The 26,514-nt window shown below is 37.0% G+C and carries 24 protein-coding genes and 1 tRNA gene; 11 read left to right on the top strand and 14 right to left on the bottom strand.

The window, feature by feature from the left end; genetic code table 11:
• Positions 1 to 61 precede the first annotated feature (61 nt).
• The 14 genes from IR022_RS03020 to IR022_RS02955 all read right to left on the bottom strand — a co-directional run bounded on the left by IR022_RS03020 (position 62) and on the right by IR022_RS02955 (position 13,062).
• Positions 62 to 1,465, bottom strand: coding sequence for an arylsulfatase (locus IR022_RS03020; RefSeq protein WP_194202538.1), 1,404 nt, complete (start codon positions 1,463 to 1,465; stop codon positions 62 to 64).
• A 152-nt stretch (positions 1,466 to 1,617) separates the two neighbouring features.
• On the bottom strand, positions 1,618 to 2,049 hold the full coding sequence (locus IR022_RS03015) for a SufE family protein (protein WP_050710011.1): 432 nt from the start codon (positions 2,047 to 2,049) through the stop codon (positions 1,618 to 1,620).
• Positions 2,050 to 2,098: 49 nt separating this feature from the next.
• Positions 2,099 to 3,091 carry a M20 family metallopeptidase gene (locus IR022_RS03010; protein ID WP_194202537.1) on the bottom strand — a complete coding sequence of 331 codons (993 nt, stop codon included), beginning with the start codon at positions 3,089 to 3,091 and terminating at the stop codon, positions 2,099 to 2,101.
• A gap of 153 nt (positions 3,092 to 3,244) precedes the next feature.
• Positions 3,245 to 4,741 carry a potassium/proton antiporter gene (locus tag IR022_RS03005; protein ID WP_194202536.1) on the bottom strand — a complete coding sequence of 499 codons (1,497 nt, stop codon included), beginning with the start codon at positions 4,739 to 4,741 and terminating at the stop codon, positions 3,245 to 3,247.
• Positions 4,741 to 5,649, bottom strand: coding sequence for an LD-carboxypeptidase (locus IR022_RS03000; protein WP_194202535.1), 909 nt, complete (start codon positions 5,647 to 5,649; stop codon positions 4,741 to 4,743). The genes IR022_RS03005 and IR022_RS03000 overlap by 1 nt, the downstream gene beginning before the upstream one ends.
• Before the next feature lie 144 nt (positions 5,650 to 5,793).
• A complete protein-coding gene (gyrB, locus tag IR022_RS02995; protein ID WP_050710007.1) occupies positions 5,794 to 7,752 on the bottom strand; it encodes a DNA topoisomerase (ATP-hydrolyzing) subunit B in 1,959 nt (652 codons plus the stop codon).
• 236 nt (positions 7,753 to 7,988) lie between these two features.
• Entirely contained in the window at positions 7,989 to 8,201 is a 213-nt protein-coding gene (locus IR022_RS02990) for a hypothetical protein (protein ID WP_194202534.1), read from the bottom strand.
• A 236-nt stretch (positions 8,202 to 8,437) separates the two neighbouring features.
• Positions 8,438 to 8,689, bottom strand: a complete 252-nt coding sequence (gene rpsT / locus IR022_RS02985) for a 30S ribosomal protein S20 (RefSeq protein WP_050710005.1) — start codon at positions 8,687 to 8,689, stop codon at positions 8,438 to 8,440.
• A gap of 43 nt (positions 8,690 to 8,732) precedes the next feature.
• Positions 8,733 to 8,804 (bottom strand) — tRNA-Glu (locus IR022_RS02980).
• Positions 8,805 to 8,978: 174 nt separating this feature from the next.
• Positions 8,979 to 10,487 carry an NAD(P)H-hydrate dehydratase gene (locus tag IR022_RS02975; RefSeq protein ID WP_194202533.1) on the bottom strand — a complete coding sequence of 503 codons (1,509 nt, stop codon included), beginning with the start codon at positions 10,485 to 10,487 and terminating at the stop codon, positions 8,979 to 8,981.
• A 27-nt stretch (positions 10,488 to 10,514) separates the two neighbouring features.
• The gene (locus IR022_RS02970; RefSeq protein WP_194202532.1) at positions 10,515 to 10,685 is read right to left on the bottom strand and encodes a hypothetical protein; all 171 of its coding nucleotides are present in this window, start codon (positions 10,683 to 10,685) and stop codon (positions 10,515 to 10,517) included.
• The gene (locus IR022_RS02965; protein WP_194202531.1) at positions 10,686 to 11,249 is read right to left on the bottom strand and encodes a hypothetical protein; all 564 of its coding nucleotides are present in this window, start codon (positions 11,247 to 11,249) and stop codon (positions 10,686 to 10,688) included. It lies immediately after the preceding gene.
• A gap of 188 nt (positions 11,250 to 11,437) precedes the next feature.
• Positions 11,438 to 12,196, bottom strand: a complete 759-nt coding sequence (locus tag IR022_RS02960; RefSeq protein ID WP_194202530.1) for an SDR family NAD(P)-dependent oxidoreductase — start codon at positions 12,194 to 12,196, stop codon at positions 11,438 to 11,440.
• A 152-nt stretch (positions 12,197 to 12,348) separates the two neighbouring features.
• Positions 12,349 to 13,062 carry a tRNA1(Val) (adenine(37)-N6)-methyltransferase gene (locus IR022_RS02955; protein ID WP_194202529.1) on the bottom strand — a complete coding sequence of 238 codons (714 nt, stop codon included), beginning with the start codon at positions 13,060 to 13,062 and terminating at the stop codon, positions 12,349 to 12,351.
• A gap of 258 nt (positions 13,063 to 13,320) precedes the next feature.
• Between IR022_RS02955 and lon the strand changes: the two genes are divergently transcribed.
• The 11 genes from lon (at position 13,321) to IR022_RS02900 (ending at position 26,514) form a co-directional block, all read left to right on the top strand.
• Positions 13,321 to 15,804 carry an endopeptidase La gene (gene lon / locus IR022_RS02950; protein ID WP_194202528.1) on the top strand — a complete coding sequence of 828 codons (2,484 nt, stop codon included), beginning with the start codon at positions 13,321 to 13,323 and terminating at the stop codon, positions 15,802 to 15,804.
• 138 nt (positions 15,805 to 15,942) lie between these two features.
• Positions 15,943 to 16,395 (top strand): GNAT family N-acetyltransferase, encoded by a 453-nt coding sequence (locus tag IR022_RS02945; RefSeq protein ID WP_194202527.1) that lies wholly within the window; start codon positions 15,943 to 15,945, stop codon positions 16,393 to 16,395.
• Between the two features lie 133 nt (positions 16,396 to 16,528).
• Positions 16,529 to 16,798, top strand: coding sequence for a zinc ribbon domain-containing protein (locus IR022_RS02940; protein WP_050709999.1), 270 nt, complete (start codon positions 16,529 to 16,531; stop codon positions 16,796 to 16,798).
• Between the two features lie 158 nt (positions 16,799 to 16,956).
• Entirely contained in the window at positions 16,957 to 18,048 is a 1,092-nt protein-coding gene (locus IR022_RS02935) for a GyrI-like domain-containing protein (RefSeq protein ID WP_242053031.1), read from the top strand.
• A gap of 389 nt (positions 18,049 to 18,437) precedes the next feature.
• Positions 18,438 to 18,968, top strand: coding sequence for a DUF4199 domain-containing protein (locus IR022_RS02930; RefSeq protein WP_050709998.1), 531 nt, complete (start codon positions 18,438 to 18,440; stop codon positions 18,966 to 18,968).
• Between the two features lie 3 nt (positions 18,969 to 18,971).
• On the top strand, positions 18,972 to 19,922 hold the full coding sequence (locus tag IR022_RS02925) for a glycosyltransferase family 2 protein (RefSeq protein WP_194202526.1): 951 nt from the start codon (positions 18,972 to 18,974) through the stop codon (positions 19,920 to 19,922).
• Between the two features lie 177 nt (positions 19,923 to 20,099).
• On the top strand, positions 20,100 to 22,535 hold the full coding sequence (gene topA, locus IR022_RS02920) for a type I DNA topoisomerase (protein ID WP_194202525.1): 2,436 nt from the start codon (positions 20,100 to 20,102) through the stop codon (positions 22,533 to 22,535).
• A 181-nt stretch (positions 22,536 to 22,716) separates the two neighbouring features.
• Positions 22,717 to 23,046, top strand: a complete 330-nt coding sequence (locus tag IR022_RS02915; RefSeq protein ID WP_050709995.1) for a hypothetical protein — start codon at positions 22,717 to 22,719, stop codon at positions 23,044 to 23,046.
• Between the two features lie 27 nt (positions 23,047 to 23,073).
• The gene (locus IR022_RS02910; RefSeq protein WP_191976327.1) at positions 23,074 to 23,745 is read left to right on the top strand and encodes an OmpA family protein; all 672 of its coding nucleotides are present in this window, start codon (positions 23,074 to 23,076) and stop codon (positions 23,743 to 23,745) included.
• Between the two features lie 201 nt (positions 23,746 to 23,946).
• Positions 23,947 to 24,669: a DNA repair protein RecO gene (recO, locus tag IR022_RS02905; RefSeq protein WP_050711272.1), complete on the top strand. Its 723-nt coding sequence runs from the start codon at positions 23,947 to 23,949 to the stop codon at positions 24,667 to 24,669.
• Between the two features lie 48 nt (positions 24,670 to 24,717).
• Positions 24,718 to 26,514, top strand: a complete 1,797-nt coding sequence (locus IR022_RS02900; RefSeq protein ID WP_194202524.1) for a MutS-related protein — start codon at positions 24,718 to 24,720, stop codon at positions 26,512 to 26,514.

The following is a 26,514-nucleotide window of genomic DNA, read 5'->3' as shown; positions in this document are numbered from 1 at the left end:
ATTCTCAGATTATAACTTTTATAACTGTTTTAGTTACAAATACACGAGAATGCATGCAACCTTAGTTTTCTCGTCCAAAATTAAATAATGGAGATTCAGTACGTGCATTATCCATAAGAAGTACAAGCTCATTCAATTTCTCTGGTTGAAGAGTTGCCAAATTCTGATCTTCATGAATATCCTTATCTAAATCGTATAACTCCAATATAGTTTCGCCTACTATCGGTTGACGGATAAGTTTCCAGTTTCCACTACGTAGAGCTTCACGTCCATTCATTTCGTGAAATTCCCAATACAAATATTCATGTTGTTTCTGATCGGTAGTCGAAAATAATGTAGGAAGAAAAGATATTCCATCGCCTTTTTCGGGTAAGGTAACATTTGTCAGTTCAGCCAGAGTAGGCATCACATCCCAAAAAGCACTTATATGATCGGTTTTTACACCTCCCTTTATTTTAGCGGGAGACCATACAATCATAGGCACACGTATTCCACCCTCATACACGTCACGCTTTACACCTTTTAGAGGACCATAACTTTTAAAGTAATCGGGATTAGCCCCACCTTCACGGTGAGGACCGTTATCACTGGTGAAAATTATGATTGTATTTTTATCCAATCCTAAATCTTTCAATTGGGCAACTACTTCTCCCACATACATATCGAGTCTCGAAACCATTGCTGCAAAAGATGCATAAGGTTTCTCGCTTGCATAATAACCCGCACTTCCATCGTAAGGAACTTCCTCAAAAGCATTTTCGTACATCTGATAAAGTGAATCATGAGGTAAATTCAATTCGGCATGTGGTAGTGTATATGTCAACATAGCGAAAAAAGGTTTGTCTTTATTCGCTTGTATAAACTGCATGGCTTGTTGATGGATTAAATCCTGAGAATAAACTTTCCTACCGTTATTTTCATTTTCGGAAAGTGGAACAATATCATCGTTATGCCACAAATGTTCAGGGTAATAGGTATGAGCTTCGCGTTGGCAATTATAACCATAAAATTCATCGAATCCCATTTTTGAGGGAACAGAACTTGAACCGGGATAACCCAATCCCCATTTACCAAAGATACCCGTAGCATATCCGGCATATTTCATCAAAGTACCTAGTGTATAAGTACCCTCTTGCATGGGTTGCTGACCTTCGGGTTGGATTTCTTTATTCCCACGTATTTGCGAATGTCCCGTATGTAGTCCAGTCATTAGCGAACCTCTTGAAGGAGCACTTACCGTACAACCGGCATAATGTTGGGTAAATAACATCCCTTCTCCCGCCAGTTTATCAATATTAGGAGTCTTTATTTTCTCCTGACCATAACATCCTATATCACCATATCCTAAATCGTCCGCAAGAATATATATCACATTCATAGGCGTTTGATCTTTAGGCGTCTCGCTTTTACATGCAGTTTGTACAGATAAAAATGCAGTGGATAGAAACAACATTTGAACTTTCATAGCTTATAATTATATTAGAATTAGGTTTTAATCAACAAACTCTATCAAACACAATTTCTGTTATTGTCATCTACTGAGAGAGTAACAATAACAGAAACTTGCCGGATATTTACCACAGACAGGGCAACTCCCTATCTCTGTAATCTATTCAATTAAGCATTTTTAGCTTTGAATGCCATAGCGTAAAACCGCATTTGTTTTACCATCGATACCAATCCATTTGATCGGGTTGGCGAAAGATGCTCATTCAAGCCTATTTTATTTATAAAATACAAATCTGCATTTATAATTTCGTCTGGTGTATGATTAGTCAGAACTCGTATCAATAAGGCAATAATTCCTTTTACAATCACCGCATCACTTTCTGCTTTGAAGGTTACAATACCATTTTCGCATTCAGCTTGTAACCAAACACGGCTTTGACAACCTTCTATCAGGTTTAGTTCCACCTTATACTTTTCGTCTAAAGGTTCTAATGAATTTCCCAATTCTATCAGATAGGCATATTTATCCATCCAATCTTCGAATATCGAAAATTCCTCAATTATTTCGTCTTGAATATCGTTTATTTTTGCTTGACTCATTTCTATTAATGTACAATGAAATATTAAAAAAACAGATAGGTTTTTAACCTTATTTCTCTTTATAGACTACTTCCAATACGGTCTGTCCGACAGCCTTAAGCGTCTCTTTACTGATATTGCTCATATCGTCTTTTGTTGTATGCCAATACCATCCGAAACCAGAATCGGTGTTCGAATCATAATGTATTATATCTATGCTAGGTATGCGTCTATGCTCGTTTACAGGCACATGATCATCGGTAATACCACCACCGTCTCTATCAACAAAATATTTTCCATATCTTAAATCGCGAGCCGTACCCCATACCTTTTCAACAATACCTCGGGCATATTGTCTCGATATTGCTTCTTTGTAAAAAGTAGCATCAGGTGCTCCTACCATATCCAACAGAATACCAAAACGTGCTTTATAACCCGGTATATGAGGATTTTTAGCCCAATACTGCGAGCCTAAGCACCACCAATCGCCTCCAGCAGCATTTTCAGCAAAATAGGGTGTGCCATAATCTTCGGCATCAAAAAATATAATATCAACTCCTAAATTCGGAGTTTTCTCCTGTAATATACGAGCAACTTCTAGTAATACTCCCACTCCACTAGCTCCGTCATTGGCACCTTGCACGGGTGTACGATGGTTTTTCTGATCAGGATCGTGATCTGAGAAAGGACGTGTATCCCAGTGTGCAAATAATAATATACGCTCGGGATTTTCGGGATTGAAAGAACCTATTATATTACGAGCATGTAATACTGTTCCGTCAAAAGCTTTTAAATCAGCTTTCTGTTCAAAAACTTTAGCTCCAAATTTTTCTAACTGCGATACCAGAAAATCACCGCATGCCTTATGAGCTTCGGTGTTAGGAACACGTGGTCCGAAAGCTACTTGTTTATCAACAAAATAATAAGCACTGTCCGAATTAAAATCGGGAGATACTTGTTCATAACGTTCCGACACTGTTGTGTTATTTACGGTTTTCTGTCCACACGAACAAGCCAATAGGCTTATCATAAAACAGGTTAAAGTTACATTTCTAAAAATCATAAGTTATATAAGTAACGTAAATATTCATGGTTTCTCATAGGTAATACCTTTAGACTTTTGCCTTTACAACAAAAGATCACAAAGGTCTCACACCTTACTTTCTTACAAAGATATGTAATGATAGCAATAAATGGGTCTGTAAACCTCATTTTATTATTTATGATGACTGCCCGACAACCCCATATTCTGATATGTTTGAGTCAAGGTTTCCTCACTATTCATCATTACCAAAAGCTTATCACCCACATGCAATTCGGTCTTACCTTTGGGCACAAAATATTTGTCATTACGCTTTACCATCACCACCAAGGCATCGTCAGGTAAAGGCATATTCATTAATTTATTTCCATCCTTAACAGCATACTCCGTAACTTCTATTTCAATAGAAAGAGAACCTATTTCTTCAGGTAAATCCATGTCAAAGTCATCATGACGACGGCGTACTTTAGTTGGCCCTAATAACCCTAACCATTTTGCCATCTGAGTTAAGAAAGTACCTTGCAACAGAATAGACAACAAGGTTATAAAGAACACGATATTAAAAATAAATTGAGCATGAGGTACCCCTGCAGTAAGAGGAAAAATAGCAAAAATAATAGGTACAGCACCTCTTAATCCAACCCACGACACAAATATTTTATCTTTAAAGCAAACCTTTCGAAAAGGCAGCATACTAATAAACACACTTACTGGACGTGCTACAAACATCATAAACAAACCGATAAGCAGAGCAGGTACAGCGATAGGAAGCAACTCCGTTGGGTTGACTAATAATCCTAAAGTTAAGAACATCAAAATCTGACTCAACCACGATATAGCATCAAACATTTTGAAGGTGGTTCGCTTAGTAACAAACTTAGAGTTACCAATAATTAAGCCACCTATATATACAGCTAAATATCCATTCCCATTTACAAAGTGCGTAAACGAAAAAATAAATATACAGAAAGTCAATACAATAATAGGATAATAAACCTCATTGCCAATCTTTATCCTATTGAGAACATACACAGCAAACCGTCCAACAAAATACCCCACAGTAGCCCCTACAAGTATCTGCATAATTATAGACAGAACTATCATAAGAATATTGGGTTCACCTCCTGCCTTTATCAGCCCTATAAGAGTGATTGTAAGCATATAAGCCATAGGATCGTTACTTCCACTCTCAAACTCGAGAGTAGGTCTCAGGTTATGTTTTAGTTGTACATTCTTCGATCCGAGTATAGCGAATACTGCAGCCGAATCGGTAGACGACATTACCGATGCTAATAATATTGCCGTCAATAGAGAAATACCAACTGAGGGCAATAACTCGCCACACAACCACCAAGCAAAAAAACCGGTAAGAGCCGCAGTTACAACTACACCTACGGTTGCCAGCATTATACTTTGCCCAATTATCGGTTTTATTTCCCTGAACTTAGTATTTAAACCACCCGAAAATAATATAATACAAAGAGCTACAGTACCTATAGCCTCAGCCAATGCCAAATTATTAAAAATGATTCCCACTCCATCGGAACCAAACAGCATACCCACGGCTAGAAATAAGACAAGCACGGGAATTCCCAAACGCCCACCTATTCTACCAACCATTATACTTATAAAAAGGAGTACCGACAATACCAATAACACAGTTTCTAACATCACTTACTCCTTTTCATTATTACTTTATCTTCTTTTACTCTCAGCTCTACCATTCCACCATGTAAAAGAGGGTAGTTATTTTTCACATGCCCTACGGGAAAATCAAAAACAACAGGGTAATTATATTCATCGACCATACCTCTCATTGATTCATAAATAGTAGAACACATGCCCATATCTTCGGGGCAATCGGTAAACTGACCAACAACTAATCCCGATATACGACTTAGTATTCCCGACAATTTCAATTGCCAGATCATGCGATCTATTTTATAAGGAGCTTCTCCAATATCTTCAACAAATAATATCCCATTTTCAGGAACATCTACATAATATGTACCAGTCAATCCTGTTAACACTGCTAGATTTCCTCCAAACAATATGCCTTCCACAAGTCCTTCTCTATTTAAAAGATGAGAACTTATTTCATATTTGGGCATACCAAAGAATAATGATTCTTTAAGAAAACCGCTTGCTATATCATTACTGTCTTCACTTAAATGGCGAGCCATAGGTGCATGCAATGAGGCTACTCCCTCTTGCAACAAAGCCAAATGTAAAGCTGTGATATCACTATAACCCACAATCCATTTAGGATGCTTCTTTATGCCTTCGAAGTTGAGTTTATCCAATAACTGAACAACACCATAGCCTCCTCGGGAACAAAAAATCAGGTCTATATCTTCCTCATCCATAGCCTCTTGCAGATCAGAAAGCCTTTCTTCTATTGTACCACCATATCGTCCATACTCTCCTCTTGCATGAGATGCAACCTCTACCATCAAGCCCCAATCTTGTAACACTCGACAAGCGTTATCAATATATTGAGAATCGGTACTACCAGAGGGAGATATTATTATTGCTTTATCAAGTTTATTTAAGAGAGGGGGATATATCATTTTATTCATCCTAAAAACATTTCCTTTAAAACAAATGTAGTAATTATTAAGAAAAAGAAATCGAAAAAGAATCTTTTTATGAGTCTTAATCACACAAAAAAAGGATACAATATATATTGTATCCCTTTCCTTTTTTATATTATAAGCTTATTCTTATACGTCGATCTTAGCATAAGTAGCATTTTCTTCGATAAACTCACGACGAGGAGCAACATCTTCACCCATCAGCATCGAGAAAATATGATCAGCTTCTGCTGCATTTTCAATCGTTACCTGACGAAGTGTTCTATGTTCTGGATTCATGGTTGTATCCCAAAGTTGAGAAGCGTTCATCTCTCCAAGACCTTTATATCGTTGTGTATGAATAGCACTTTCGTTACCATCACCATATTTATCGATAAATGACTGACGTTGTCTTTCATCCCAACAATACTCTTCAACCTTACCTTTTTTACATAAGTAAAGCGGTGGAGTAGCAATATATATGTATCCCAACTCAATCAATGGTCTCATATGACGGAAGAAGAATGTAAGAATCAATGTTGCAATGTGACTACCATCAACATCGGCATCGGTCATGATAACCACCTTATGATAACGGAGCTTTGCAAGATTCAATTCTTTGGTATCATCTTCGGTACCAATAGAAACACCTAGAGCTGTATATATATTTCTAATTTCTTCGCTTTCTAACACCTTGTGCTGCATCGCTTTCTCAACATTCAGAATTTTACCTCTCAATGGTAGAATAGCTTGAAATCCACGGTCACGACCTTGTTTAGCAGTACCACCCGCAGAATCCCCTTCGACTAGGAATATTTCACAAACCGCAGCATCTTTACTCGAACAGTCAGCCAATTTACCTGGCAATCCACCACCCGTAAGCGGAGATTTACGTTGCACCATTTCGCGAGCCTTACGGGCTGCATAACGTGCAGTAGCTGCAAGTATAACTTTCTCTACGATAATTTTAGCTTCCTTGGGATGCTCTTCAAGATAGTATCCTAAAGCTTCACCAACTGCCTGATCTACAGCACCCATTACTTCATTGTTACCCAATTTAGTTTTGGTCTGTCCTTCAAACTGAGGTTCAGCCACTTTAATAGACACAACAGCAGTTAATCCCTCACGGAAGTCATCGCCACTGATATCTACTTTCACTTTATCCAACATTTTCATATCATCGGCATACTTCTTCAAAGTACGCGACAATCCTCTACGAAAACCTGTTAAGTGAGTACCTCCTTCTATTGTATGGATATTATTTACATACGAATATACATTCTCATTATAAGATGTATTATATGTTATAGCAACTTCTACAGGAACTCCTTGCTTTTCAGTATTGATATGTATAACATCCTCAATAAGAGCTTCCTTAGCTGCATCGATATATCTCACAAATTCTTCAAGACCTTTTTCTGAAAAGAAAGTATCCGATTTGTAAGAACCATCGTCTTTTTTATGTCTCAAGTCAGTCAATGACAACTTAATACCTGCATTCAAGAATGAAAGTTCACGCAAACGCGAAGCCAATGTATCATATTTATATTCTGTAGTTATAAATATAGTATTGTCTGGTGTAAACGTAATAGTTGTTCCTGTGTCAACAGCATCACCTAAGATCTGAACCTCATGCAATGGCTTTCCACAAGAGAAATCCAACATATGTATTTTACCTTCCCTGCGTACTTCAGCTTTCAGATAAGTAGATAGTGCGTTCACACACGATACCCCTACTCCATGCAGACCTCCTGATACTTTATAAGTTCCTTTATCGAACTTACCTCCGGCATGTAGAACGGTCAATACAACTTCGAGAGCCGATTTCTGCTCTTTCTCCATTATACCTACAGGAATACCCCGTCCGTTATCCCATACCGAAATAGAGTTATCCTCTAAGATCGTTACTCTGATATCATTACAATAACCTGCTAACGCCTCATCAATAGAGTTATCGACGACTTCGTAAACCAAGTGATGTAAACCTTTTTCACCTATATCGCCAATGTACATGGCGGGTCTTTTTCTAACAGCCTCAAGACCTTCTAATACTTGAATATTGTCGGCGGAATACGAGCCGCTTGCTAGATTTTTTTCGTTATCTGTCATTTTATTTCATTTAGCGTGCATCTTCAAGAAGTTTCAAACTGTAGTGCACAAACCTCCTCGAAAAAAGCAAACAAATATACGAAAAAATACCCGTACAAACAAGCTTATTCACATATCATAATTTCAAAAAAGCAATGCTAAAATACACCCATATTACTACAAAAAAAATCGCTAGTAATCAATAATATGACTACTAGCGAATCCCTCAGACAAAAGCCTGATTTTTTATTTTTTTCTTATTTCTTCTTTGGAGTTGAAGCAGCTTCTTTCTTATCAGTTTTTGCTGTGCAAGTACCTTTTTTGTCAGTATCTTTTTTCGCAGAACAACAAGATTTAGTTTCTTCTGTTTTAGGCTTATCAGCTTTTGTTGCTTTTGCATCCTGAGCCATAACTGCTGTTGAAGCCAACAAAGCACAAGACATAACTAATGATAATGCTATTTTTCTCATATTCTAAACAATTTAATTGCGTTACTCTTTTCTAAACATTAGAAAGACACAAATATAGCATATATCGCAGAAAAGCGTTCAACTTCCTTTTCTTTTAGTCTTAATTAATATTTCAGAACACTTCACAACATAATTCATGAGCAACCTACAACAAGCCACAATATCAAAACTAAACAAATAGCAAAGAGGTCAAACTTAAAAGTTCGACCTCTTGTATTATTTTCAGATATAATTTCTTATAAAGAATTCATATAATGAGCTAGCTTAGATTTCAAATTAGCTGCTTTATTCTTATGAATAACATTCTTTTTAGCTAATTTATCAAGCATTGAAGCTACAGATGGATATAATTTTCTAGCCTCATCTTTATCAGTCAAAGCACGAAACTTTTTAACCGAACCACGAGCTGTTCTAGCTACATATCTATTACGCAGACGCTTTACATCTGTTTGTCTTATTCTTTTTATCGAAGATTTATGATTTGCCATTTGACTAATCTATTTCCTTGTTTAATTTCTATTTCTTTTTCTGTAGTCCATAGGGGAGTCGAACCCCTCTTTCCAGGATGAAAACCTGGCGTCCTAACCGATAGACGAATGGACCAATTTTCGAGTTATAATGCTTGACTTTTCAAGTATCGTTGTCTCTCGATTGCGGATGCAAAGGTAGTGGATATTTCTATTCTTGCAAACATTCTCAATACTTTTTTTCAAAAAAAATAGCGATAAAACCCTAAAATTTTAAGAATCAAGAACATAAAAGTACATCTTTTTTTCATTATTTCAAAGCCCGATATGCTTTTCCTATATATTCGATCATATCACTAGGTAACATTCCTTGTTGAGATTTTGACTTTGCGGCTAAATCTCCGGCTAATCCATGTAAATACACCCCTAAAATTGCAGCATTTTGTGGTAAATATTTTTGAGCAAGCAAAGAAATTATCATTCCGGTCAACACATCACCACTTCCGCCGGTTGCCATTCCGGGATTTCCGGTCGAATTAAAGTATACTTTTCTCTCAGGAGTTACAACGGCAGAGTATGCACCTTTCAATACAATATAAACATCATACCTATTCGCAAACTCTTTTGCCTTCTGCAAGCGATCATATCCATTAACAGACACAACACCTACCAAACGCTCAAATTCGACAGGATGCGGCGTAATAACACTTTTAGGAGGTATCTTATTTTTGAGAGATTCATCCTCTGCAATAATATTGAGCGCATCGGCATCAATAACTATCGGCTTACGGTATCTATCGAAAAGATCAGACAATAAATCTTTGGTTTTATTATCCGTATCTATACCGGGACCAATACCAATAGTAAATTGGTCAATATTATCTCCTACCCGACTTACATTCTCAGCAAACTCGTCTGCCTGAACCATTGCTTCGGGAACAGCAGTTTGCAAAATATCCACTCCACAACGGGGCACATGCATCGTCAGCAACCCCACACCCGTACGAAGACATGCACGAGCCGACAAAACTGCTGCACCCATTTTACCATACGAACCTGCCACTAATAAAGCTTTTCCAAAAGTTCCTTTATGAGAAAAATTATCTCGTGGTATGGGCAACTTTACTACATCCGATTTCTCAGTAAAAAACAAATTAGTCTCTTCCTCTTTGATACATTTATCGCACAACCCAATATCTACAAGAATCATTTTCTTACAAAAGCTTGCACTGTCGGGCAGTAATAAGGATAGTTTTGGAAATTGGAAAGTAAATACCTTTTCTGCCCTTATAATACCTTCTCGATTATTAATAGCATTATCCTCAACAAATAAACCCGAAGGCATATCGATAGAATAAACTTTATTTCGAGAGGCATTAATCACCTTTACAACCTCCAAATAAACACCTTCTAAAGGACGATTAAGACCTGAACCAAACATCCCATCTATAATAATACAATCTTCTGGAATCTGCGGTATATCTTGATTTTCTTTAATCAGCTTCACATCAGTCAATCGCTCCAAACATTCTTTATTGACAAGACAGTCATCAGAAAACCTCTCATCGGGAGCTATAATATAAGTATGCAGTTTAAAATGTTTCGACAACAATATACGAGCAATAGCCAGCGCATCGCCACCATTATTACCCGTTCCTGCAAAAACAACTATACACTGATTGGGGTCTAAAAAACGAACAAGCCTTTCCGCAACTGCAAGCGAAGCTCTTTCCATCAAATCGATGGATGTAATACCCTGATTGACGATTGTACAACCATCAATCTTCTTAATCTGAGAAACATCAAAAATCTTAATCATAACTTAGTTCTTTTAAAAACCCTTTATTCATAAAGGGTCATCAAATATTGCAAATTGCAGTGCATGAGGATAGTAAAAAGCTAAACGCTTTTCGCCATTATATTCAAACAAAACAGCTTTGCTTGCCGCCAAATGTTTACTATAAAGAATTCTAATTTTAGTAGCATCATATCCGGTAACTTTGCCCAATCCCTTCATTTAATCCGTCAAACTATTACTTTTCAGCGGCACCCAATTCAGTTGATTCTGTTTTCCTGCATTACTACCATTCCATTCAAAACTATCTATTAACTGAGAATAAGCTAGATTTTCGGAATCTGAACCCAAACTTGCTTCGCTTTTGATAAGCTTAAAGCCTGAATCTGTAGGGAATATTTTAAATACACCCAGATCTTTATTGGGATAAAACTGCTCATTCTTACAAAAGCCACCAATAAGAATAGAATCTACATGTAATAAAACACGATCGTCATCTAAAAGTTTAAATTGACCATACACATTCGGAAAGCAATCATTACCACAAGGAGCTGTATAATAAGATATAAAAGTTCCATCTGGATTGAAACTAGCCCAATTACCCCAGTCGAACGTACGTTCATCTGATTGAGCAACATTATATAAGTTATATTCCTGATGATCTTCTATTTGATTATACCATAGAGATATCAAAAAGTCTATTTTCCATTGACCAATAATATGTTCTTGAGATTGGAGGCTTTGAATACAAGCGAAGAGAAGAATAAGGGAGAAATACTTTTTCATAGATAAGTGAAATTTTAGTGTGTACATACCTAAACTTTACCGATACAGGTATATTATATAGATTACGTAAACACCAAAATTCCACAATTAAGGCTGTGAACCTTTTACAGATTCGGCAAATACAGGTGCAACTTGTAACTATCACTGCAAGAAACTGCTACAAGTATTACCTCTGAATCTTTTTAATCTTATTCCTTGTGAAACACTGTAGCCGAAGCCTGAGCTTTTGCCATCAGCAATATATCTTGTACATCCACATGATCAGGAGCCGATACCGCATAAGAAATAGCGTCTGCGACATCGTCAGCTGTAAGAGGCACAAAGCCATCATACACTTTATCTGCTCGACTTCCATCTCCTTTAAAACGGACTAACGAAAATTCAGTTTCAGCAGCTCCGGGACAAACTAAGGTTACTTTAATACCGTAGTTAACCATATCTAAACGCATACCCTCCGACAATGCTTTTACAGCATGCTTGGTTGCACAATACACCCCACCATTGACATACACCTCTCTCGAAGCAATAGAACCAATATTGATAATATGACCCGATTTGCGCGAAACCATAACGGGAGAGATTATACGGGTTACATATAACAACCCTTTGATATTGGTATCAATCATTCGCTCCCAATCATCCACTACTCCTTCTTGAATAGAATTAAGACCAACAGCCAATCCTGCATTGTTCACCAACACATCTATATTCTTCCATCTTTCGGAAAGATTACCCAGATGTTTTTCAACTTCAGCATAATTACGAACATCAAATTCAAGAGAAAGTACCTCAGCCTTATATTCTTTTTGAAGCAAGCTTTCTAACTCTTGTAGTTTTTCTTTTCGGCGTCCGGTAATAATAATATCAAAACCATCTTTTGCCAGTCTTTCTGCAGTAGCTTTTCCTATACCAGAAGTAGCTCCGGTTATTAATGCAATCTTTTTCATTCGTGCTTTATTATTAAAGGTCACAGACCTAATTTAAACAAATGTATCATAAGGGTTCATTTTTCAGAGCAATAACACGTATCGCTTTTTCACTTACAAAAAAACAAATAAGTCCCAGACCTTAAATTTACAATTCTCTGGATTAATAGACCTTATAATTTCAGATAAAAATCTCTTACTAATTCCGAAAAATCATTCGTATATATATGACGTTCCTTTTCAATAATTAAATCTGCAACTTCTAACTCCTGTTTTATCACCGAAAACTCGAGCAATACTCTTTTGGCTTGTAAATGAGCCATCGGGTAGACATTCGTAATTCGAGATACAAACAAGCCTGCATCTTGTGCCAACTCTATCAACAAATCTTTTTCTGTATGCGGAAATACTAGAGACAAATAACCATTGGGAGATAATAAACGAGCCGAAGCATTCATAAACTCAGCCATTGGTAACGAGTTGGTATGTCGTGCCAATGTACGTTGCCCATTTGGAGAATGTAAAGAGGATGAAAAATAAGGTGGATTAGATACAATCAAATCGTAACACTTATCACAACCAATTACATACTCTTGCAATGATGAATGCATCGCTTTTACATTCTCAAAAGGCGTGCGTTCCACATTTTCGACAGTTTGCAATATTGCACCCTCATCTATATCAATAGCATCAATAGATAATAGACCCTCTGAACGTTGAGCAAGCATCAAGGAAATCAACCCCGTACCCGTACCAATATCCAGAGCAGTTTTAGCTTCTCGCATTTTAACCCAAGCACCAAGCAATACACCATCAGTACCCACTTTCATGGCACATTTGTCGTGATAGACAGTAAATTTTTTAAAACTGAAATAAGGATTAGACATAATAGATACAAGTTATAGACAAATTGGCAATACCAACTCTTAAGCAAACAACACAAAACTATACTGGCACAGTATTTGTTAAAGTAAAAAGTAAAGCAAAGTTAACTATTATTACTAACTTTGCACACCTCAAAATAAACAACAGATATGACAACATAAGGTCTAAGACCTTTTCTTATTGTTTTGACAAAGCAAGTTATAATTCTAAGGTTTTATATCACTAAATGTTTTCATTTACTTAAAACGAGATAGCATACAATGTTTGAAAATAAAGACAGAGATTTTTTTAGTATTGACGGGAACTCTGAGCCTGTAATTTCTATAGTTTCAGACGAATTAGGCAATGTTGATTTTGACATTGACGAAAAGTATCTGAAAGAAGAAATTCCGGTTCTGGCACTTCGAAACACTATCATCTTCCCTGGAACCAGCCTTCCTATTACAGTAGCCCGACCTAAGTCGCTTAAAGCTCTAAAAAGCTTGAAGAACAAAAAGGGTATTGTAGGAATGGTCTGTCAGAAAGATGCAGAAACAGAAGATCCCGAACAAAACGACTTATATGACATTGGTGTCATCGGAGAAGTGATCCGTATCATTGATATACCCAATGATCCCAATCTAACAGTTATATTACAAGGTAAAAAGCGTTTTAGAATAGATCAGTTAACAGCAACCGAACCATTCTTAAAGGCAAAATACACGATTAAAGAAACAACGGCTGCCGACAAAGACGACAAAGAATATCAGGTTCTTTTAGAATCTATTCGTGACCTTACCATACATATGCTACGTATGTACGGAGATCCTCCCAAGGATTTAATCGTAAAGCTCAACGAAAACTCTAAATCGCCATTATTAGTAAACTATTGTTGCACAAACCTGCCGGTGCCAGGTTCTGAAAAACAAGAATTACTAAATATTGATGACGATAAAAACAGAGCGTATCGTTTGTTGATGATTCTGAACAGGGAAACTCAAATGCTGGAAATGAAGATGAATATCCAGATGAAAACCCGTGAGGAATTGAATCAGCAACAAAAGGAATACTTCCTTCAACAACAGATCAAAACTATTCAAGACGAGCTGGGAGGCAACCCTCAACAAGCAGATATAGATGATCTGAAAGAGAAAGTAAAAACTAAAAAGTGGGATGAGAAAGTAGCTGAGAGCGTAGACAAAGAAATTAAGAAATTGGAACGTCTGCATCCTCAGTCACCAGACTATTCTACACAATATACTTATTTGCAAACTCTATTGGATTTGCCTTGGAACGAATACACCAAAGACAATTTCAATTTGAAACATGCTCAAAAAGTACTTGATCGTGACCACTTCGGACTCGAAAAAGTAAAAGAACGCATCATAGAGCATCTTGCCGTATTGAAGCTGAAAGGTGACCTTAAGTCTCCTATCATCTGCCTTTATGGCCCTCCCGGAGTAGGTAAAACCTCTCTAGGAAAATCGGTAGCCGAAGCTCTTAATCGTAAATACGTAAGAGTATCTTTCGGTGGTTTACACGACGAATCGGAAATCAGAGGACACCGTCGTACATATATAGGCGCTATGCCCGGACGTATCATTCAAAACATACAAAAAGCAGGAGCATCGAACCCTGTATTTGTATTGGACGAAATAGATAAAATAGGCAACGATTTTAGAGGCGATCCTGCATCAGCTCTTTTAGAAGTACTTGATCCGGAGCAAAACTTTGCTTTCCATGACAACTATTTGAATATCGATTACGATTTGTCGAAAGTACTCTTCATTGCAACAGCCAATAATGTTTCGGCAATATCGCAACCTCTACTCGACCGTATGGAGTTGATCGATATTAGTGGATACATCATGGAAGAAAAGGTTGAGATTGCCCGCAAGCATCTTATACCAAAACAACTAGAGAATCATGGTCTAAAGAAAGAGGATATTGATATTCCTAAAAAGACTATCGAGAAAATCATCGAAGATTACACTCGCGAATCGGGTGTACGTTCTTTAGATAAAACTTTGGCCAAAATAATGCGTAAAGTTGCTCTAAAAGTAGCTTTAAAAGAAGATTACTCAAAGACTCTGGATGTTGCAAATCTGAATGACTATCTAGGTGCAAACCGTTTTTCAAGAGACGAATATCAAGGAAACGACTATGCAGGTGTTGTAACAGGTTTAGCCTGGACTTCGGTTGGCGGTGAAATTCTATTCATAGAAACATCTCTAAGCAAAGGCAAAGGTAGCAAGTTGACTCTTACCGGAAATCTGGGAGATGTAATGAAAGAATCGGCTATGCTGGCTCTCGAATACATACATTCTCACAACCAAAGATTAGGCATTGATGATAGTGTACTTGAAAACTGGAATGTACACGTACATGTACCAGAAGGAGCTATTCCAAAAGACGGACCTTCTGCCGGTATCACAATGGTGACATCGCTAGCTTCGGCATTTACACAACGTAAGGTCAGAGCAAATCTGGCCATGACGGGCGAGATTACACTTCGTGGGAAAGTACTTCCGGTAGGTGGTATCCGCGAAAAGATTCTGGCAGCCAAACGTGCAGGTATCAAAGAGATTATCTTGTGTAAAGAGAATAAAAAAGACATAGAGGAAGTAAAAGAACTTTATCTAAAAGGCTTAACCTTCCATTACGTGTCCGACATATCTGAAGTTCTGGACATCGCACTTCTTAAAGACAAGGTGAAAAACCCTCTGAGCTTTGAGATAAAAGAACCAGAGAAGAAAAGCAATTAAAAGTCTAAGACTTTTATACTATAATGTAGGGGTAAACCTATGTGTATGTCCTAGTTATTGGCAACACATAAGTTTGCCCCTACTCTCAAAATAAGAAGTTACAATTTAAGGTCTTTTGACCTTTTTGATACTATACAAATGTCCGAACTTATAAGAACCAATAGCGAGAACAACGATTTCAAAAAATTGATTACAGAACTCGATTACGAACTAAGCATTCGCAATGGAGATACACAATTTCAGTATGACATTTATAATAAAATTCCATTTATAGAAACCGTTGTAATAGCTTATTCAGATCAGGAAGCTATCGGCTGTTGCTGTTTTAAAAGGATTGACAACGAAACGATAGAGATAAAAAGAATGTACCTCAACATCAATCACCGAGGCAAGGGTATTGCCTCTAAAATGCTTAACGAGGTAGAATCTTGGGCTACAGAGAAAGGCTTTTCGATTGCAATTCTCGAAACGGGTTATAAAATGACTGAAGCCATCCATCTATATAAAAAAATGAGATATAAACAGATACCCAATTACGGACAATATGCCGATAATCCCGAGAGTATTTGTATGAGCAAGCAATTATCCTAAAATACAGATATGAACCAAAAGGCAGATGGTAAGGCATCTGTCTTTTTTTTATTTTTAGCAAGATTGGATAAGTAAACCAAAACAAGATATACCTATATTTGTTTTCGAATATAAACAACTAATTATTAACATCATGGAACAAACTTTTTGCCAAAGCTGTGGTATGCCAATGTCAGCAGAATTCAATAGTACAAACAAAGACGGATCAGTAAACACAACCTATTGCAGTTATTGCTATAAAGATGGTGCATTCACCTCAGATGTAACAATGGACGAAATGATCTTGAAGTGTGCAGAATACGTAGACGAATTCAACAAAGATTCGGATATAAAATACACTAAAGAAGAAGCAATTGCAGGTATGAAGCAGCACTTCCCTACCCTTTTGCGTTGGAGAAGCTAAAATCTAAGACATTTTTATTACTTTGGTAAGCATAATAGCTTTTTAATTATGAGGGTGTATTAAGAGAGATTCAGCACACAGAATACACTGATATCACATATTTCAGAGTAATCTGTGTGCTATTTAGTCTTTTGATACCTCTCTATTGTTCAAAACCTATGGAATATACTATTTGTCAAAGTTGCGGAATGCCCCTGCATCAATTAAATGAATTTGGAACCGATAAAAAAGGAGTCAGAGTAGAAGATTATTGTCAGTATTGCTTCAAAAACGGACAATTCACATCAGATTCTACGATGGACGAAATGATTGAACTCTGTGCCAAATATATGACAGATATTACACCGAACGAAGCCATAGATCATCTAAGAAAAAAGTTACCTACACTAAAAAGATGGGCACAAAAAGAAAACACACAAAAGGAATATCACAAGTCAATCAACAAAGTGCTCGATTATATTAACGAGCATTTGAACGAGAAACCCGACCTTACAACTTTATCGCAAATTGCCAATGTATCGCCATTTCATTTTCATCGCATATTTAAAGCTATTATAGGCGAAAACTTAGGCGAATATGTACAACGCTTACGTTTAGAGTACGTAGCCGGCAAGCTTAAAACAACAGAACTAAGCTTAAATACACTAGCAGAAAAAGCAGGCTACAATACCGAACAAGCACTATCTAAAGCATTCAAAAAGCATTTTGGAACGCCTCCTAGCATTTACAAACAGGCATCAGTAGACAAAAGAGATTACAGCAAACATCAACTATCGCCACAAATTTGCGAAATAGAGCAAAAAAGCCTCATCTATATAAGAGTTATAGCCCCATACGGTACTCAAGATGTATATAAACGAGCTTGGGAAGAACTGCATCAATTTGCAGCAGACCATAATTTACTACAAGAATCAAACGAATGGTTAGGTATCAGCTTTGATGACCCCAATACTACACAAACCAATAAATGTCGTTTCTATGCCTGTCTTACTATTGATAAAACAATTGTTCCAACAGGTAAAATTGGGTGTAAAAACATTAAAGGCGGACAATATGCAGTTTTCACTCACAAAGGTTCATACAACGGCTTGCACGACTTCTACAAAAATATCTGGTTTGGATGGCTACCCACCTCTAATTATCGCTTAAGAAAAGCCACTTTCTTCGAAAAGTATGTAACCGATCCCAACAAAGTAAAAGAAGAGGATATTATTACCGAAATATATATTCCCGTATTATTAAGCAAATAATAGTATACCATCCTATAATTTCAATTAGCAATAAGCTATTGCAGCTATGCTTGTCTAAACAACAAAAATGGTCTGAGACCTTAAAAAAGTGAAACGAAGTAATAGCACCTTGTTTATATCTACTCTTTTTTTGCTACTTTCGCATTGTCATAAGGTCACAGGGTTATTTTTCGAGTTGAATCGTAAATACAAATAATTAGTTGTTCAATAATTTGCAGTATCAACAGTTATTCGCCCAACTAAAATCGTTTATCAAAAACATTTTACAGGATCGAAAATGACTTTATAAAGAGTGGTTTTAAATAATAAATTTGCATGTTCAGATCAGACCATTCTTTGGATTAATATACAAGCCAAGGAGTCAGAAGACCTGAAACCCATTAAAAAATATGAGCGAAAACAAAAATAGCATGGTATCTACTGCCATGAATTACGCAATACCATTAGGGATATTCTGGATATTCAAGTATTTGTTTGTTATAGGTGGCGAATATGCCGAAATAAGTAAATACATCAATAGTATTCTAAGCATTGGTACACCCCTTATCGCTTATGCGTTACTATGCAGATATAGGGACAAAGAACTGAAGGGACATATTATGTATGGAGAAGCCATTTTGTTTACTCTCCTCATCTTCGCTCTAGCTTCACTTTTCGAAGCAGTAATTACCAGCCTTCACCTACTGGTGATAAACCCCGGTATAGTTACTCAGATGAACGAGGAAATCTACAAGTTATTCAGCCAAATGCATCTACCCGAAGCATACATGAGTCAGTTAGATACTATTTTTTCATACGGAGCAGTATATTATATTGTCTCTTTTATTATTCAAAACATGATCATAGCACTTTTTCTGGCTTTAGTACTCGGATATTTCGTATCACGCCCGAAAAACAACTACCCTCATAAAAATATCTAAGTTATGGATTTATCAATTGTCATCCCCTTATATAACGAAGACGAATCGTTACCCGAACTATACAGTTGGATAGAGCGAGTTATGACCGAAAACAACTTCTCTTACGAAGTAATATTTGTGGATGACGGAAGTACCGACAGATCGTGGCAGGTGATAAAGGAATTGAGAGAAAAGTCGCCCAATGTAAAAGCAATCAAATTTCGCCGCAATTATGGCAAATCGCCCGCATTACATTGTGCCTTTGAGATGGTGCAAGGCGATGTAATTATCACTATGGATGCCGATCTTCAAGATAGTCCCGAAGAAATTCCGGCACTGTATAATATGATCGTCAACGAAAAGTACGATCTGGTATCAGGATGGAAAAAGAAGCGATACGACCCCATAACCAAGACCCTGCCTACCAAACTATTCAATGCAACGGCACGCAAAGTATCAGGTATAAATCTGCACGACTTTAATTGCGGCTTGAAAGCATATCGTATAGATGTAGTAAAAAACATAGAGGTATACAACGATATGCACCGCTATATACCCTATCTGGCAAAAATAGCAGGCTTTAACCGTATTGGCGAAAAGGTTGTACACCATCAATCCAGAAAGTATGGCAGCAGTAAATTTGGCATCAGCCGTTTTTTTAATGGCTATCTCGATCTGCTTACTTTATGGTTTCTTTCGGCTTTCGGACGCAAGCCTATGCACTTTTTCGGACTAATGGGCAGCTTTATGTTCTTCATCGGGCTTATTTCCGTTATTTGGGTAGGAGCATCCAAGATGTATGCCATGAGTCACGGTATGCCCTATGCGCTGGTTACAGACTCTCCCTACTTTTATATATCGCTTACTACAATGATATTGGGTACGCAGCTTTTTCTCGCCGGATTTATAGGCGAACTGATCTCGAGAAACTCGGCTGGGAGGAACGATTATAAGATCGAATCTCAGATATTATAGCTACCTTAGATGAAAACGTAATAGAAAAAACAGCACCATCCAATCGACCAAACAAAATAATGTTAATCAATTGAGATGGTGTCCGATTTTTTTACAAATAAGAAAAAACGGCTTATATAATAAACAATTTGATTACTTTTGCCGTTTCATTGTATGAATACAAAAAAATAACATCGAATGCAGAAAAATTTAGTTATAGTGGAATCTCCTGCTAAGGCAAAAACAATAGAAAAGTTTTTGGGCAAGGATTACAAAGTGATGTCCAGCTACGGGCACATTCGTGATCTCAAGAAAAAAGACTTGGGTATTGATTTAGCAAATAGTTACAGACCCCTATACGAAGTACCGGCAGATAAAGAAAAATTGGTATCCGAACTCCAAGCTGCGGTAAATAAAGCTGATGTTGTATGGTTGGCTTCCGATGAAGACCGCGAGGGAGAAGCTATTTCGTGGCACTTATACGAAACCTTGGGCTTAAGGGACAAGCAGTATCATAGAATTGCTTTTCACGAGATTACCAAAAATGCTATTTTTCACGCGATAGAAAATCCACGAAGAATAAACAGAGATTTGGTTAATGCTCAGCAAGCACGCCGTGTACTGGATCGTATTGTAGGTTTCGAATTATCTCCCATATTATGGAGAAAAATTAAACCGGCCCTTTCTGCGGGACGTGTACAGTCGGTAGCTGTACGACTTATTACCGAGAGAGAACGCGAAATTGAAGCTTTCCAAAGTGAAGCAGCATATCGTGTACAAGCTACTTTCCTGAAAAAAGAAGGAGATACACCTTATCAGATAAATGCAGAATTAAATAAGCGATTAAAAACAAAAGAGGAAGCTCTTGAGTTTTTAAACAGGCTCAAAGATATCAACGCTTATACCATAGACAGCGTTATAACCAAACCTGCAAAAAAATCGCCTGCCGCACCATTTACAACATCTACACTTCAACAAGAAGCTGCTCGTAAATTGGGATTTTCGGTATCACAAACCATGTCGGTAGCCCAAAAGCTATACGAATCGGGAAAGATTACCTATATGCGTACCGACTCTGTGCATCTTTCGGCTTTGGCTATCAATGCTTCGAAAGCTGAAATTGGAGACGCATACGGCAAAAAATACGTTAAGACAAGACAGTTCTCGACTAAATCCAAAGGAGCACAAGAGGCTCACGAGGCTATACGTCCCACTTATATGAATGCCCACCAAACAACGGGTACTTCACAAGAGCAAAAGCTATACGAGCTTATATGGAAACGCACCATTGCCTCTCAAATGGCTGATGCGGAACTAGAGAGAACAACTGTTACAATCAATATTTTTGATGATGAAGATGTAAAATTCGTATCAAGCGGTGAGGTTATCACCTTTGACGGATTTCTTCGTGTATATCTTGAAAGTACAGATGACGAACCTGCGGATAACGAAGAGAGCACATTGCTACCTCCAATCATGCGTAAGGACATTCTGGATTTGAAAGAATCTACTGCAACAGAACGTTTCACTCAACGCCCTGCCAGATATTCGGAGGCTTCTTTAGTAAGAAAGCTTGAAGAACTAGGAATAGGTCGTCCATCAACTTATGCACCAACAATTTCAACAATTCAAAATAGAGAATATGTTGAGAAAACAAACATAGAAGGTACAGATCGCGAATACAATGTTTTGCATTTGAAGAAAGGCAAAATAACAGACGCTATCAAAACCGAAAAAACAGGTGCGGATAAGAATAAACTAAAACCAACTGATACGGGAATAGTTGTAAATGATTATCTGACTGAATTCTTCCCTCGTATTTTGGATTACAACTTTACTGCGGATGTAGAAAAAGAATTTGACTACGTAGCAGTAGGTGCCGAGGTATGGACGGATATGATTGATCGTTTCTACAAGAAATTCCATCCCGTTGTAGAGGAAGCTCTCAATACTCACGAAGATCACAAAGTAGGTGAACGTATTTTGGGTACAGACCCAAAAACAGGAAAACAGATTTCGGCAAAAATCGGTCGATTTGGTCCTATGATTCAATTAGGAACTCAAGACGATGAAGAGAAACCTCGATTTGTGTCTCTACGCAAAGGTCAGTCGTTAGGAACAATAACCATAGAAGAAGCTATCAAGCTATTTGATCTACCTCGCTCTATCGGAGAATACGAAGAAAAAGAGCTGACTACCTCTATCGGTAAATTTGGTCCTTATGTTCGTTTCGATGGTAAGTTTATATCATTGCCTAAAGATGCCGATCCATATACAATAACTAAAGAAGAGGCTATTGAACTTATCGAAGCTAAAAGAAAACAGGACAGAGAAAAAGTCATCAAAATTTTCGAAGGAAAAGAAGGCAAAGGTGGTAAAGACGAGGTTCAGATACTTAATGGTCGCTACGGTCCGTACATAGCATATAAGGAAAAGAATTATAAGATTGCAAAAACAGTAGATGCAACAACTCTTACCTTAAAAGAATGTATGGAGATAATCAAAACAACCAAAAGCAAAACAAAAGCCAAGGTTGAGAAAAAAGAAAAGAAAAAGACCAAAGTAACCGAGAAAAAGAAAAAAGTATTAGAAGAGGAAGCTAAAGAAAAGAAAACTAAAGCAACCAAGAAGTAAATATATCTTTCGAAATATGAGATTTTTTATTCCTTTGATAATAACTAGAGCAACTGCTCGTTATAACTAAGAAATAAAATACTAAACAGTCGAAAGCTACTTATAATACTAAGTTACGTGAACATTGATCATAATCAATTGTTATAAAATTAGACATAAAAATTTAAACATAAAATATCATATGAGTGCTGAAGTAGATCCAATAGGTTATGACGAAGATGATGCTGTAAAATATATACAGAACTACCTTCCTCAAGAATTGAAAGGCAAATTTTCTAATGATGAAATTAATTACATCATTGATATTATATACGAATTTTACGAAGACAAAGGTTTGTTAGACGAAGGCTCACCCGACGACGAAATCATCGACATTGATGAAGATGAGTTAACTGCGTTTGTTCTTAAAAATACAAAGAAAGACAAACTGAAGGATTTCACTGCTGATGAAATCACATTTATAATACAAGGAGAACTGGCATATTGCGAGTCCATAGACATTTTCGAGTAAGAAAATTAAAATAAAAATATTTTGATTATGAACAGAAACATTTTTGGGGCACTAGCCCTTTCCGCAGCATTATTATTATCAAGTTGTGGAGCAAGCAATACAGTTAAAGGTACAGGTGTTGGTGCAGGTGCAGGCGGTGCATTAGGTGCAGGTATAGGTGCAATTCTAGGTGGTGGCAAAGGTGCTGCTTGGGGTGCAGGTATAGGTGCCGTTGTAGGCGGTGGAGCTGGTGCAATCATCGGTAACAAAATGGATAAGCAAAAGAAAGAACTAGAAGAAATAAATGGTGCTCAGGTAGAATCTGTTAATGATGGACAAGCTATCAAAGTAACATTCGAATCGGGTATATTATTTGCAACAAACTCTAGCTCATTGAATTCGGCATCACAAAGTGCTCTTAGTCAATTTGCATCTTCTTTGAGAAATCACCCTGATACAGATATCAATATCACAGGTCACACTGATAGTTCAGGTTCTGACGCAATCAATAACCCACTATCTGAAAAACGTGCTCAAGCTGTTTATAACTTCCTTTTACAACAAGGTGTTGCAGGCAATCGTATGACTTCAGCAGGTATGGGATCTACAGAACCAGTTGCTGACAACAACACTTCTGCAGGTAAAGCTCAAAATCGTCGTGTAGAAATCTATATTCATCCAAACGAAAAAATGATTCAAGACGCTCAAGCAGGTAAATAATTTAGATATTTATCTCACTATAATACAAAATCCTTGATGTTAATTACATCAAGGATTTTTTTCGTCTGTCAAAATGAGTAAATTTGCACGATACGCATCTATTGAGGTCTCAGACCTCTTTATTTCTTTGGTCAGGATAAAAAACAGAGATAACTATATCTGATAAAATATCGCATTAAATATTTTATATCGCTCATACTCATGCTCCATAAGACTCAAGCCATAGTACTCAGTACGATAAACTATAACGACAAGTATCTGCTTGCCTCGGTATACACCAGTGCTTTTGGGCGAGTTACGTATATGGTTCCCAAGTCACGAAGCAAATCAACCAAAGTACAGAAGTCTCTCTTTGCACCCTTGTCTATACTCGACATGGAGACAGAGCATCAGGCATCACGAGACATTCAGCGCATACGCGAAGCTCATATACTTTATCCTTTGTATTCAATTTCGGGAAATATGGTAAAAACATCCATAGTTTTCTTTTTATCCGAATTCCTCAGCCGAATACTAAAAGATACTGATGAATACGAGATCATTTACAATTTTCTAAGCCATTCGATACAAGTACTAGAAGAAACCGAGAAAGGTTTAGCAAATTACCATCTGGTATTTATGTTGAAACTTACCCGATTCTTAGGCTTTTATCCGAACTTAGAGGAATATCACGATAATGATTACTTCGATATGCTGAATGGTATATTCGTGAGCAATCAACCATTACACAACCATTATGTAAATAAGGTTGATAGCAAAGTATTATCTTTATTATCCAGAATATCGTATGAGAATATGCACTTATTCTTATTATCGAGACAAGACAGGCAAAATATCATAAATCGGATGTTGGAATACTACCGCATTCATTTACATGATTTTCAGCCACTAAAATCGCTGGATATTTTGCATGAATTATTCTAGATCGCAATTACAACACTAATAAAAAAACAGCTCAAAACTCTCTATAGAATGAATCTAAACGAAGTACAGTCTTACTATTCAAGTATTATCAATAAATATGATAGCGAACTTGGTCAATTAAAGAAAGTTATATTCTGGGTAGGAACCATCCGATTAATTATAGCCATAGCGGCCATAGTAAGCACCTATATTTTGTGGGGCGATACAACAACCGTTATACTTACTCTTATTGCTTTGATTATTGTGTTTCTGGCATTAATGAAACATCACAACAGGTTATTTGTAAAAAAGAGCTATTGCGAACAACAGATAGTAAATGCTCAAAATGAATTGAAAGGTATAGATTATGACTTTTCGGCATTCGATGGTGCTCCCGAGAAGGCTAATGCTGAGCACAGTTTCAGTCTCGACCTCGATTTGTTTGGTAACAGATCATTCTTCCAGTCTATAAACAGAACTGTAACCTCTTTCGGAAAAGATACTCTTGCGGATATATTCATACATCCTTTTGAGAACAAGAAAGACATTTTAGATCAACAACAAGCAGTGGAAGAGCTTAAACAAAAAAGCAAATTACTGTCTCATTTCAGAGCAATAGGTCAAATGAGCGAAGCCGACAGCCTGAATTCTAAAGATTTTTCGGCATCATTTAAACGCCCGTCTATTTTAAAGAATAGCATTTTATGGAAAAGTATGGTTTATATTATGCCTCTTATCCATATCACATTCGGGCTACTTATCTATTTCGATATTATAGTAGGAGGATATTATTCGCTAGTGTACATCCTGACATTGGGTATAAGCTTCATTCCCGGAAAAAAGGTGGCACAGATAATGGAAACCTTCAACGAAAAATCAAAGGTGCTTGATACATACTCAAAGCTTTTCAAAATCATAGAAGATGAAAGTGTTCAATCAGACAAACTAAAACACATACAGTCTCAGTTGAAAGGAATAACGAATGCTTCGCATGCGATAAATCAATTGAAGTCGTATCATAACAACCTTACTGTCTCTTATACTTTCCCTGTTTTGATGCTATTCAACCCTTATTTGCTTTGGAATGTAAAATATGCAATCAAAGTAGAGCAATGGACTGAAAAATACAAATCGGAAATAGAACAGTGGTTCGAAGCTATTGCACAATTTGATATGCTTGTCTCTATGGGAGTATTCGCTTTTAATCACCCCGACTATACTTATCCTCAGGTTTCCGACAAATTCACGTTTGAAGGGAAAGCTTTGGGACATCCTATGTTACATCGCGATAAATGTGTACGCAACGATGTCAATATTTCCAAGACTCCTTACTTCTTAGTGATCACAGGAGCCAATATGGCGGGTAAAAGCACTTACTTACGCACCATAGGTATCAATCATACATTAGCATGTGCGGGAGTTCCTGTATGCGCCGAATCGTTGACGTTTTATCCATGTAGGTTAGTTACAAACTTACGTACAGCCGATTCTTTGGCTGATAACGAATCGTACTTCTTTGCCGAATTGAAGCGCTTGAAAATGATTATAGATCGCCTGCAATCGGGTGAAGAATTATTTATAATTTTAGATGAAATTCTGAAAGGAACCAATTCGGAAGACAAGCAAAAAGGCTCTATGGCTTTGATGAAACAGTTGCTCTCGCTCAACGGAAACGGTATCATTGCAACTCATGATCTGTTACTCGGAAATCTGGAACAAGAATACCCCGATAATGTAAAAGATTACCGCTTTGAGGCAGATATTACTAACGATCAGTTAACGTTCTCATATAAGATACGCGAAGGGGTAGCTCAAAATATGAATGCCTGCTTCCTTATGAAAAAAATGGGTATCACTGGACTATAA

Source organism: Dysgonomonas sp. GY617 (assembly GCF_015233815.1).
In the GTDB taxonomy this organism is placed as follows: Bacteria; Bacteroidota; Bacteroidia; order Bacteroidales; family Dysgonomonadaceae; genus Dysgonomonas_A.
Note: the sequence above shows the minus strand (reverse complement) of the source record. Positions and strands in the feature narration are given on the sequence as shown.

Coding starts and splice junctions, on each gene's coding strand:
- IR022_RS03020 (WP_194202538.1), bottom strand. CDS start 1,465: ATGAAAGTTCAAATGTTGTTTCTATCCACTGCATTTTTATCTGTACAA.
- IR022_RS03015 (WP_050710011.1), bottom strand. CDS start 2,049: ATGAGTCAAGCAAAAATAAACGATATTCAAGACGAAATAATTGAGGAA.
- IR022_RS03010 (WP_194202537.1), bottom strand. CDS start 3,091: ATGATTTTTAGAAATGTAACTTTAACCTGTTTTATGATAAGCCTATTG.
- IR022_RS03005 (WP_194202536.1), bottom strand. CDS start 4,741: ATGTTAGAAACTGTGTTATTGGTATTGTCGGTACTCCTTTTTATAAGT.
- IR022_RS03000 (WP_194202535.1), bottom strand. CDS start 5,649: ATGAATAAAATGATATATCCCCCTCTCTTAAATAAACTTGATAAAGCA.
- gyrB (WP_050710007.1), bottom strand. CDS start 7,752: ATGACAGATAACGAAAAAAATCTAGCAAGCGGCTCGTATTCCGCCGAC.
- IR022_RS02990 (WP_194202534.1), bottom strand. CDS start 8,201: ATGAGAAAAATAGCATTATCATTAGTTATGTCTTGTGCTTTGTTGGCT.
- rpsT (WP_050710005.1), bottom strand. CDS start 8,689: ATGGCAAATCATAAATCTTCGATAAAAAGAATAAGACAAACAGATGTA.
- IR022_RS02975 (WP_194202533.1), bottom strand. CDS start 10,487: ATGATTAAGATTTTTGATGTTTCTCAGATTAAGAAGATTGATGGTTGT.
- IR022_RS02970 (WP_194202532.1), bottom strand. CDS start 10,685: ATGAAGGGATTGGGCAAAGTTACCGGATATGATGCTACTAAAATTAGA.
- IR022_RS02965 (WP_194202531.1), bottom strand. CDS start 11,249: ATGAAAAAGTATTTCTCCCTTATTCTTCTCTTCGCTTGTATTCAAAGC.
- IR022_RS02960 (WP_194202530.1), bottom strand. CDS start 12,196: ATGAAAAAGATTGCATTAATAACCGGAGCTACTTCTGGTATAGGAAAA.
- IR022_RS02955 (WP_194202529.1), bottom strand. CDS start 13,062: ATGTCTAATCCTTATTTCAGTTTTAAAAAATTTACTGTCTATCACGAC.
- lon (WP_194202528.1), top strand. CDS start 13,321: ATGTTTGAAAATAAAGACAGAGATTTTTTTAGTATTGACGGGAACTCT.
- IR022_RS02945 (WP_194202527.1), top strand. CDS start 15,943: ATGTCCGAACTTATAAGAACCAATAGCGAGAACAACGATTTCAAAAAA.
- IR022_RS02940 (WP_050709999.1), top strand. CDS start 16,529: ATGGAACAAACTTTTTGCCAAAGCTGTGGTATGCCAATGTCAGCAGAA.
- IR022_RS02935 (WP_242053031.1), top strand. CDS start 16,957: ATGGAATATACTATTTGTCAAAGTTGCGGAATGCCCCTGCATCAATTA.
- IR022_RS02930 (WP_050709998.1), top strand. CDS start 18,438: ATGAGCGAAAACAAAAATAGCATGGTATCTACTGCCATGAATTACGCA.
- IR022_RS02925 (WP_194202526.1), top strand. CDS start 18,972: ATGGATTTATCAATTGTCATCCCCTTATATAACGAAGACGAATCGTTA.
- topA (WP_194202525.1), top strand. CDS start 20,100: ATGCAGAAAAATTTAGTTATAGTGGAATCTCCTGCTAAGGCAAAAACA.
- IR022_RS02915 (WP_050709995.1), top strand. CDS start 22,717: ATGAGTGCTGAAGTAGATCCAATAGGTTATGACGAAGATGATGCTGTA.
- IR022_RS02910 (WP_191976327.1), top strand. CDS start 23,074: ATGAACAGAAACATTTTTGGGGCACTAGCCCTTTCCGCAGCATTATTA.
- recO (WP_050711272.1), top strand. CDS start 23,947: ATGCTCCATAAGACTCAAGCCATAGTACTCAGTACGATAAACTATAAC.
- IR022_RS02900 (WP_194202524.1), top strand. CDS start 24,718: ATGAATCTAAACGAAGTACAGTCTTACTATTCAAGTATTATCAATAAA.